A 10,092-nucleotide genomic window follows, 5' to 3' on the forward strand; every position below is an offset into this window, starting at 1 on the left:
CTCCGGGCAGGCTTCGTCAGTCGGGCTGCTGCGTGCAACCCGGCTGACGCTGCCACCTGCCGCGAAAAACATAAAAATGTTCACGCGCCAGCATGTCGTTAAAACGTCATGCCAGGCTAGTGTGCTGGAGGGATCTGAGAACCGCGGTAAAGAGCGACCCTGAGCAGGATGCCCGCTGCATCAGATTTTCTGACTGTAAAATTTTTGACTGAGAGGAGCGAGAGTGCAAGCAAAGGTCGGCGATATCTACAGCGTTTATTCCCCGCAGTTGCAGCAGTATGTCGCCTGTCAGGTGACACACCTCCAGCAACCGGCTAATGCCAGAGGCAAAGTCCTTGCAGCCATACTCCAGCTCGACTGGGCTGGTGATCATTTGCCTGACAGGGCGGAAGCCAGCCGTATGCAGCCTTTGCGCTGCAGCTACTATTTTGTCAAAGACAGCTTCGATCACGGTTATGTCTCCGCCAATGTTCCACCGGGACATGTGTTAATAGCCAACCTGCCGCCGCTGGCAGATCAGGAAGTAAACGCCTACAAGTTCGGCTGGGACGTGGGAGACAGTCTGGTTCGTCAGCGAAACTGGGAAAAGATCGACCCGGCCAGCCGTACGCGGTTTAAGGCGGCTTCAGGCGCGCACAACGTGGTTGTCGGCGGCCAGACACTTCGCCAGGACACCACCCGTATCAATGACCACCTCCTGCAAAACCTGACCGATCTCTCTGAACTGGATCGCCTGCCCTGCCTGATGACCATCGAAACCAGTCATGGCACTCCGGAACTGATAGCCTATATACAGCAGCATGACTTCATTAATGAGCTGCACTGGCAATCCGCTGTCGTCAGCGAAATCGATGTCGGGGCGACCCGTCTGTCACGTTTTATTCTGCACCCGGAAGGCGTCAGCCTCGTGCGTCTGAATCCTGGTCTCTCCCTGCTGTCACTCACCGCAACGCCTTCGTCAGGCTTTCGGGTGGAGGCTGATCAGGAGGGACGTCATCTGTGCCTGCAATGTTCTCAGGCTTTGCCTGTCCTGCAGGGTATTGACCGGCTCAGGGCATTGTCACTGACAGGCGTTAAAGAGATTGACCTGGCGCCAGTCGTTGAGCGCTTTACCTGTTTAACTGAGCTGCGGATCTGGGGAAATCCCGGCGTAGCCAGCAATATGCATCGTATTGCCGCACTGCCACAGTTGCAGATGCTGACCTTCTTCGACCTGTTTGGCTTCAGCGCGGCTGACTTTCCCTCACCTGAAGCGTTGCCCAATCTCTCATGCCTGTGGATGAGCAGCGTCCCGCTTGATGTGGTCAGTTCAGTGAGAGCCGCTTATAAAAAGGCGACAACTCAGGGATTGGATCTCTCGCTGAGTAAAGCACGCAAGCCGGAATGGCTGGCTGAGAATCTGCACAATCCGTTTCGGGACTGGGATGGCCGCGAACATATTTCGGCCACTTATGCCAAAAAAGCGTCGCTGGCTTACAAAAACCTGCGGGCTGCCACGAACAATATCGATGGCAGCCTGGATGTGGCGAGCCTGCTAACCGCCGCTGTAACCGCCTACACCGAAGCCTTTAATCTCATCGACCGGCGTTCAAAGGCGATCGAGACGGTCGAGCGTGAGGAGATCTACAGTGTTTTGTTCGATGTCTTGAACCCGCTGGAGCAGAAACCGGGCGAGAAAGGCGCCACGCTTGTAGACCCGCAGCGGTTGTATCAGCTGTTCGACCAGTTACGCGAATTCTGAGCCATCCCGATGATTCAGGCGTGTTACACCACGCCATAAAACCATTATTCGCCCTGATCACCTTATGCGGCAAAGCGTTAAGACGCGAGTGGAGAAAGGATGGCGGGCGAGTCTGCAGACCTCTCTTTCCCGGCCAGCCATTCTGCTGTTTATGATCGGGTAACGGTGGATATAGTCAGCTGTGCAGTGGGTTTATCCGGAGATATAGCCCTGCCCTTTACGCAGTCCGTTCAGGAGTGCCTGCGTCGCGCCAGAAGCTTTTCCGGAAGGCGAACAGACCAGCCCGAACTCACGGTAGAGAGGCGGAATGACCGGCATCACTGACAGACCGCGCCGTTCCGCTGGCAGGGCTGATTCCGGCACCAGCGCGACACCCATGCCTTCACGCACCAGCATGCAGGCGCTGATCCAGTCGCGGACTTTTACGCGCACGTCAGAGAGGTGGAATCCTGACTGTTCCATCAGGCTTTTGCCATTAACGACGCATCCGCCTGTTGCAAGCACAAAGGGCTGGTCTGCCAGTTCCTGCAGGGTTATACCGTTCGCGCCTGACTGACCGATGTGCGGAGCGCTGGCTGGCATAACGGCTACCCAGGCGTCCTGTCCCAGTATCACCTCAGCACGTCCGGGCGCGGGGTTCATGACCACCCCCAGCTCAACGGTGTCCGCTGCAAGCCACTCTTCAACTTCTTCATCCGTCCCTTCCAGCACCACCACCTCCATGCCCGGATGCAGACGCCTGAAGTTGCGCAACAGGCCAGGCAGGAGTGTGGACGTCACAGAGGGAAAACTGGCAAGCCGAATGCGTCCACCCTTTAAACCCCGGCTCTCATCAGCCAGCACGCGGATGGCGTTGAGCTGCGACAGCATAATTCTGGCATGTTCAATGACCTGCTCTCCCAACGCAGTAACACCGATGTGCCGACGCTCACGCACGAATACCGGGAACCCGAGTGACGACTCTAACTGGGCGATAGCCTGGCTGGCACCGGACTGTGTCATGCCTGTCGTTTCAGCAGCACGCGAAATATTGCTGGCATCAGCCACCGCCACCAGCAAGCGCCAGTGCAGAAGATTCATCATGGTTATCAGTAGCTCAGCTAATAGTTAACTTTTGAAGCATTAATTTTACAGAATCCTCTGCGTTAAGCACAGTCTGTTCCGTAACGACAAAGAGAATCCCACACCGCTTTCAATGTTAACGGAGAAGACATGAAACTTTACTACGCCCCAAATACCTGTTCGCTGTCACCCCATATCGTGCTGCGTGAGCTCGCACTGGAGTTTGAGCTGGTTAACGTGGACAACAGGAGCAAGCTCACCACTGATGGACGCGACTTTCGCCTTATTAACCCAAAAGGCTATGTTGCTGCACTGGAACTGGACGACGGGCAGATACTGACTGAAGGGCCGGCAATTGTGCAGTACCTCGCCGACCTGAGGCCGGAAAGCGGGCTGGCACCGCCAGCAGGCAGCTGGGCACGTGTTCGACTGCAGGAGTGGCTGAACTTCATTACCAGTGAAATCCACGCGGGTTCCGCTCTGTTGTTTAACCAGGCACTGCCCGACGCTGTCCTGTCGCTATTTCGTGAAAAGCTCTTCCGGCGGTTCGACTTTTTGCAGGATACGCTCGCCGAAAAAGCGTTTCTGATGGGGCCATCATTCAGCGTTGCTGACGCCTACCTTTTCACCGTACTGGGCTGGTGTAACTTCTTCAGCATTGAACTGGATCGCTGGCCTGCGCTGGTGGCGTACAGAGCAAGTATCAATGCGCGCCCTGCTGTGCAGGCGGCATTACGGGCAGAGGCGGCGCAGTAAGCGCGGAAAGGTGGGTGGCCTGACGCCAGAGTAAGGATAACTGGTCCGCTTTGATCTGCTGCTTGCGCCTTGCGTAACGGTAGTCTTGAACCATAAGCAGACGGAAATTTATCGTTTCACCGGGAACGGGTTAGTATCTCCAGACTGACCTTTTAGCGGGGAGTCGGCTTTATGATTAACAACACCAGGGCGGAAACCTCTGTCATCAGGCATGCCGACAGGAATTTTGACGTCACGTTATTGAAGGTGAATGAGGCCAGCCAGTGTATCCTTTTCGCGGCAGGGGCTGGCGGGAGTCCATTGCGTCATCTTGAGCTTCTGCAGACCTTTAGCCGCAATGGTATTTCAGTGGTCGCGCCCCATTTCGAACGGTTGACCTCTTCCACGCCCTCAAAGGCTGACTTGCTGGAACGCAGCCAAAGGCTTGTCCTCGCCCGGGATGCGTTTTGCCAGCATTACGCGTCAATTACCGGTGTCGGACATTCCCTCGGCACCGTAATTTTATTGATGCACGCCGGAGCGACGGCCTGGACCCGCACCGGAGAGAAGGTGACATATGCAGGCAGACAGGATTTGAATCAACTGGCGCTGTTAGCGCCACCTGCGGATTTTTTCAGAGCACCCTCGGCCCTCGCCTCCGTGAAAGTGCCTGTCAGGATCTGGACTGGCGAGCAGGACACCCTGACACCACCATCACAAGCACTGTTCATCAAATCAGAATTAGATATTCACACACAGGCAGATCTTTGCGTGGTGAAAGATGCCGGGCATTTTACCTTCATGAACATCCTGCCGCCGCACATCACTGACACCCACCCATCACGCGACGCCTTTATTCTCAATCTGGGCGAAGAGATCTCCCGTTTTGTCACTGGCTCGATGGTTCAGCCAGATAATGAATCTCACCTTAATTAAACCGATCCCTCTTTTTCAATCACCAGCACGCGGGCGACGCCCTGTGGACGGGCAATATGCTCTGTCCCTTCACTGGCATAAAAAATATCACCGGCGTTGAGTACACGGATTTTCACTACGCCCTGCTCTTTATATTGCATTTCAACACACCCATCCATGACAGCAAAAACCTCCTGACCATCGTTGATGTGCCACTTATAAGGCTGATCGGTCCAGTGAAGTTTCACGCTGACATTATCGAAGCTGGCAATATGCTGTGAGTCCCAGGCCTTCGAGCCGGTAAATTCCTTACTGCAATAAAAATTCATTTTAGCTCTCTCAACAGACGTGATTTAACGCCATCGACATTATCAATATCAGAGAGAGTTGATGGATTCTATACGTCAGGCATCTCTTGTCCTGATCTGTCCTCTGGTTGTCCGTTTAGGGGCAGAGCGGGCGTTGAGCGTATGGTAATGTGTTCACGATTAGCCACAGGGATACTTCTGAACAGATATGGGCTGAAATCGCATGGATGACGAATCGTCTCTGTTTATATCATTGCCAAAGGTCTGTAATGAAATCGATAAATCTGGAAAGTCTGTATCGTTCTGCCAACGAGAACACCCTCTCCCTCTGGTCGGAAAATGCAGGAGTTGGGGCAATTAAAGAGGGAAACGACTACGATCCTGTAAGGCTGGCGCTTGCAGCGGGCATCCAGCCACCAGTGTCCTTTGATGTCTCACGGCTTATTTGTGAATTACAGCAGCTCACAAAGGATGATTCCCTTGCCGATATTCTGCCCACACAGGGTTTCCATTTTACCTTCCTGCCCCTCACCCTGCCGCTCTATAACGATAACGAGTCATTGCCCGAAAAAATCGTTGAATTGACGAATATCTGGAGCGAATTTGATGCGATAAACATTGTTATCAGAGATCTTCGGTTAGTTGCTTTGCCCAGTCAGTTATTGCTGGCGGGTATCCCTGATAGTTCGGCAATAGCCATGCGCCACTCATTCTGCAAAAAAGTTCTGGATTCGCACTGGAAAAATGAGTTGCTGATGCGTCATACCGGCAGCCCATTACCGGCATCCTTCTGGCACAGTACTATCCTGCGCTACGGCGCTGATTTTTTACCTGCACCCGTGCGTGAGTTTATTTATGGACGTCAGACCATTAATTTTGGGGAGGTTAATGGAGAATTAAAACTGGCGAGGGTCAACTACAACTGGACAAAATGTTATCCGTTGGCGGATTAATGAAGACGAAGTCATTACGTGATAAATAAGACATCTTATCTTCTACTGCCTGCCCTCGTGTAGACGCTTCATAAGTGGATAACATGCCCCTTTATCGCTCATAATAGGCATTACCCCGCCCACATTCCGCTCTATGCCTGACAACGCCTTCCGGCTCAAAAACAGGGCCTGCGTGCAACACTTTCTGCCTTTCACAACCCTGATGTCGTTAGCTCTATGGCATCTCATTCACATCATGTCACTTTTTACACAAGTAAAAACCTCAGGAAATTTAAAAAACCACCGCGAGCTGCCGATAACCTCAGGTATCGAAACTCTGTACGCAGGAAACAACATCCATGTCACCATCCGACACCCATAGTAAGCATCAGGAAATTGGCGAAATTACGGCGCGTGCTGGCTTCATCCTGCGGCAGCTCCGCGACAGTCTGCAACAACTGGGGCTTGATAAAACTATCGCCGATGTGGCGGGAAGCATCCCAAACGCCCGTGAAAGGCTGGGTTATGTCGTCACAATGACCCGCGAAGCAGCAGAGGGCGTAATCAACAGCGTGGAAATCACGCAGCCTCTGCAAACCGATCTGGGAGAAAAAGCGGAGAAACTCTCGCAACGCTGGGATGCCACTTCCGGTACGCTGTCAGACAAAGAACAGACCCAGGCATTAGCTGCAGATACCGTTGCCTTGCTGAATGATGTCCCCCGTGTCACGGGTCTGACCCAACAGCAGTTGCACGCGATTATGATGTCACAGGGCTTCCAGGACCTCACAGGACAGATTGTGCAGGCTATGATGGCCGTGCTGAATCAGGCTGAGCAGCAGCTGATACAGGTCATCCGCGATAATACCGGCTCACATAGCACCGCCGAGCGCACTGCGCCGTCTACACCCTCCCCTGCTTCAGAGACTCCTGCCAGTCAGGATGATGTGGACGACCTGCTGGCCAGTCTGGGAATGTAAGTGGACATAATAAAATCGCGCTGAGAACTGACGATTAGTGATTAGAGCGTTTTCGCCAGACCACCCAATCGGTCTTGCTGTCAGAAAAGATGTTATTTAGGGTAAACGTCCGCTTTGTGCCAGAAGCGGACATCCGCGCCTTCATTCTTTGATAGAAAATTCATGCTGAAATCAGTCAAAATAAGGTTTTAGAATATCTTCAGTCCAGCTCATAAAAGCCTTTACACGCGGCGACAAATTGCGCCGGTGCGCGATGACAAATGATGCTATGAGCGGCTCGGGACGTAGATCAGGAAGTACCTCAATCAGGGCACCACGTTTGATATGCGGCATGAGCGAGGAATACCCTCCCTGAATTAAGCCTAGACCCGCCAGCCCGGCCTCATGATAAGCCGGTACGCTGTTGACTCTCATTGTGCCAGGCAACATAAGAGACTTGTAGCCATCGCCTGTCGGATACTCCCATCCGTCAGGTTTTGAACCAAAATTCCGCATGTAATGAACCATTCTGTGTTCCTGGTTGAGCAGATCATCAATCGTCTGTGGCACACCGAAGCAATCCAGATAGTCCGGGCTTGCTGCATTGATCATGCGTAAATGTCCCAGGGGTCTGGCAATAAGTGTTTCATCCACGATGGGCCCCAGACGAACCACGCAGTCGAACCCTTCAGGGACCAAATCGACACGGCGGTCGGTACTTGAAAGCTCAAGCTCCAGTTCAGGGTGTGCTTTCAGCAACGCTGGCAGGGCCGGGATTACCACGCTTTGCGCCAGGACGGCTGGCATATCAACGCGTAACCGACCCCGCAATGGCCTACCGAAATTTGTGAACATTGACCGCAAATCTTCTGCTTCCGATAACAGGTCGCGCGCGCGCGAATAGAAAGCACGTCCGTCCTCCGTAAGCTGCACGGTTCGCGTTGTGCGGTGCAAAAGTGTAGTTCCCACGTCATGTTCCAGTTCACGGACCACCACTGAGGCACGTCCTTTCTTGATACCCAGACTTTCAGCGGCCTGAGTAAAACTCTTCATTTCTGCCACACGCGCAAAAATAATTAGTGCATCGAGATTTTTCATTGTTCACCATCAGGGTAACAGTGCGTTATTTTTTGGGCCATTTATGAGGATATTAATACCTAATAGACTGCATAAACACCATGTATCCCACTGACTCTCTCTGGAGGTAATCAAAATGTCTCATCCCCTGAAAACGATTAATGCCGTTGTTATCTATCACTCTGGCTACGGGCATACGGAACGGATGGCAGCTGCTGTGGCGGACGGTGCCAGTGCCACGCTGATAGCCATCGACTCCGAAGGAAATATTGCTGAAGATGCATGGGAGAAAATCAGCAAAGCCGATGTCATTCTGCTCGGTTCGCCAACCTATATGGGAGGGCCAAGCTGGCAGTTCAAAAAATTTGCCGATGCCTCGTCAAAACCCTGGTTTGAGGGTAAGTGGATTAATAAAATTTTTGGCGGCTTTACCAACAGCGCCAGCATCAATGGTGACAAGCTGAATACCCTGGCCTATTTCTTTCTGCTGGCCGGTCAGCACGGTGGTATCTGGGTCAACATGGATATCAAGTCATCAAACACAAAAGCGTCGTTGCGTGATGACCTTAACCGGATGGGATCCAATATCGGTCCAATGGCACAAACCCCCGCTGACGCTTCGCCTGAAGAGATGTCCACCGGTGATCTCAAAACGGCACGCCGGTATGGGGCACGTGTCGCAAATATTGCCGCGCAGTTTCATCCCGTTAACGCGTAAAGCTGTTAAATAAAAAGAGGCTGATAAAGTGAAATATAACCAGCTTGGCCGGACAGGCCTGTTCGTTTCGGAATTGTGTCTCGGTACGATGACCCTGGGCGGAAACGCGGATGCGGGTATGTGGTCCTCAATCGGTGCTGTCGCGCAGAAAGAAGCTAACCAGATTATCGCTCAGGCATTATCTGGCGGCATTAACTTTATTGATACTGCTGATATTTATTCCTTTGGCCAGTCTGAGCGTATAACGGGAGTGGCGCTTAAAGAGCTTGGCGTAGTACGTAGCGATATCATTCTTGCCACAAAAACGGGTGGTGTTATGGGACCCGGGCCGAACGATAAGGGTGCCTCACGCGGACACATCATGGATTCAGTGCAGCGAAGCCTGGAACGACTGCAGGTCGATTATATTGATCTGTACCAGATATATGCGAGTGATCCGATCACACCCATAGAAGAGACACTGCGTGCTCTTGACGATCTCACACGACAGGGACTGGTCCGCTATGTTGGTGTATCGAACTGGTCCGCAGGCAGGCTGGGTAAATCGCTTGGCCTGAGTGAAGCTCTTCACGCCACAAGGTTTGAGACACTTCAAGCGTATTACTCTGTTGCCGGTCGTGACGTGGAGCGGGAACTGGTGCCACTGCTCTGCGAAGAGAAAATAGGACTCCTTGTCTGGTCACCCCTCGCCGGTGGTTTACTTTCCGGAAAATTTGGCCCTGGTGCAGCGGCAGAGAGCGATTCCCGTCGCAGCAAATTCGATTTCCCCCCGGTTGATCGCGATCTGGCGTGGCGATGCGTTGCTGAAATGCGAGTCATTGCAGACAAATACGCTGTATCGGTAAGCAGGATCGCACTAGCATGGTTACTTGCCAGGCCATGGGTTACCAGCGTGATTATCGGTGTAAAACGGATCGCCCAGCTCACCGATAATCTTGGCGCTACAGACATCGCTCTGACAGCAGAAGAACTGACGCATCTTGATGCGATAAGCGCTATGTCTCCTCATTACCCGGGATGGATGATCGAACATCAGGATGCAGAACGTTATCCCAAACCTTTCACTTTTAAAGCACAGAAATAAACCTAACCCATTGTTAACAGCTCAGCTTAGTCACGTATGTCTGTGAGCTTACGCTGAAATACAACATCATCTACGAAGGACAAAGAAAAATGAATAAAGGTTATTTAATCGCTCATGTAACTGTATCAGACCCTGTCGCTTACGCTGAATATGCCCGGGCTGCCGGAGAGGCAATGCAGGAATTCAATCCGAAGATAATTGCCTGGTCCGGGCAGTATGAAAACCTTGAGGGCGAATCACATGAACGGCATGTTGTCTTTGAGTTCGCTTCTTATACTGAGGCCAAACGTTTTTATGAAAGCCCTGGATATCAGGCAGCCAGGTCAATACGGGCAGGTGCTGCAACCGGAACGTTTGTACTGGTTGAAGGTCCGTCCTTTGACACCAAATAGTATCGTGTCTGCTTCTCGCTCATAGCGGAATTTGCCCCACTCAATGTCTGCTTTGTGCCAGAAGCGGACGTTGCTGATTTTAATCTTCAAACAGGATCGGTATAGGCGACAGATGTAACAAATGACGTTTAAACTTCCATAGAGTTTTTAAGGAGAATAAATTTCATAT

General features: G+C 52.2%; 11 protein-coding genes. 8 read left to right on the forward strand and 3 right to left on the reverse strand.

The window, feature by feature from the left end; genetic code table 11:
* Positions 1-223 precede the first annotated feature (223 nt).
* On the forward strand, positions 224-1,741 hold the full coding sequence (locus AC0T7J_RS12500) for a hypothetical protein (protein ID WP_473794558.1): 1,518 nt from the start codon (positions 224-226) through the stop codon (positions 1,739-1,741).
* A gap of 192 nt (positions 1,742-1,933) precedes the next feature.
* Here the strand turns inward: AC0T7J_RS12500 and AC0T7J_RS12505 are convergent, their stop codons facing one another.
* Positions 1,934-2,824 carry a LysR family transcriptional regulator gene (locus tag AC0T7J_RS12505; protein WP_473794560.1) on the reverse strand — a complete coding sequence of 297 codons (891 nt, stop codon included), beginning with the start codon at positions 2,822-2,824 and terminating at the stop codon, positions 1,934-1,936.
* Between the two features lie 129 nt (positions 2,825-2,953).
* On the opposite strand from AC0T7J_RS12505, the gene gstA reads away from it, so the two are divergent.
* Both gstA and AC0T7J_RS12515 read left to right on the forward strand, forming a co-directional pair.
* Entirely contained in the window at positions 2,954-3,559 is a 606-nt protein-coding gene (gene gstA, locus AC0T7J_RS12510; RefSeq protein WP_473794562.1) for a glutathione transferase GstA, read from the forward strand.
* A 171-nt stretch (positions 3,560-3,730) separates the two neighbouring features.
* Positions 3,731-4,474: an alpha/beta hydrolase gene (locus AC0T7J_RS12515; protein WP_473794564.1), complete on the forward strand. Its 744-nt coding sequence runs from the start codon at positions 3,731-3,733 to the stop codon at positions 4,472-4,474.
* Here the strand turns inward: AC0T7J_RS12515 and AC0T7J_RS12520 are convergent.
* Positions 4,471-4,782 (reverse strand): cupin domain-containing protein, encoded by a 312-nt coding sequence (locus AC0T7J_RS12520; protein ID WP_473794566.1) that lies wholly within the window; start codon positions 4,780-4,782, stop codon positions 4,471-4,473. The genes AC0T7J_RS12515 and AC0T7J_RS12520 overlap by 4 nt on opposite strands.
* Before the next feature lie 248 nt (positions 4,783-5,030).
* Here AC0T7J_RS12520 and AC0T7J_RS12525 point away from each other — a divergent pair, with 248 nt between their 5' ends.
* Positions 5,031-5,714, forward strand: a complete 684-nt coding sequence (locus AC0T7J_RS12525; protein WP_473794568.1) for a hypothetical protein — start codon at positions 5,031-5,033, stop codon at positions 5,712-5,714.
* Positions 5,715-6,052: 338 nt separating this feature from the next.
* The gene (locus tag AC0T7J_RS12530) at positions 6,053-6,673 is read left to right on the forward strand and encodes a protein phosphatase CheZ (protein WP_473794570.1); all 621 of its coding nucleotides are present in this window, start codon (positions 6,053-6,055) and stop codon (positions 6,671-6,673) included.
* 171 nt (positions 6,674-6,844) lie between these two features.
* Here the strand turns inward: AC0T7J_RS12530 and AC0T7J_RS12535 are convergent, their stop codons facing one another.
* Positions 6,845-7,750, reverse strand: a complete 906-nt coding sequence (locus AC0T7J_RS12535) for a LysR family transcriptional regulator (protein ID WP_473794572.1) — start codon at positions 7,748-7,750, stop codon at positions 6,845-6,847.
* A 115-nt stretch (positions 7,751-7,865) separates the two neighbouring features.
* Here AC0T7J_RS12535 and AC0T7J_RS12540 point away from each other — a divergent pair, with 115 nt between their 5' ends.
* The 3 genes from AC0T7J_RS12540 (at position 7,866) to AC0T7J_RS12550 (ending at position 9,923) form a co-directional block, all read left to right on the forward strand.
* The gene (locus tag AC0T7J_RS12540) at positions 7,866-8,447 is read left to right on the forward strand and encodes a flavodoxin family protein (protein ID WP_473794574.1); all 582 of its coding nucleotides are present in this window, start codon (positions 7,866-7,868) and stop codon (positions 8,445-8,447) included.
* 28 nt (positions 8,448-8,475) lie between these two features.
* Complete coding sequence (locus tag AC0T7J_RS12545) at positions 8,476-9,531, forward strand: aldo/keto reductase (RefSeq protein ID WP_473794576.1); 1,056 nt, start codon at positions 8,476-8,478, stop codon at positions 9,529-9,531.
* Between the two features lie 89 nt (positions 9,532-9,620).
* Positions 9,621-9,923: a DUF1330 domain-containing protein gene (locus AC0T7J_RS12550; protein ID WP_473793996.1), complete on the forward strand. Its 303-nt coding sequence runs from the start codon at positions 9,621-9,623 to the stop codon at positions 9,921-9,923.
* Positions 9,924-10,092 lie beyond the last annotated feature (169 nt).

The sequence above is a fragment of the Pantoea sp. E956-1 genome (genome assembly GCF_982223955.1).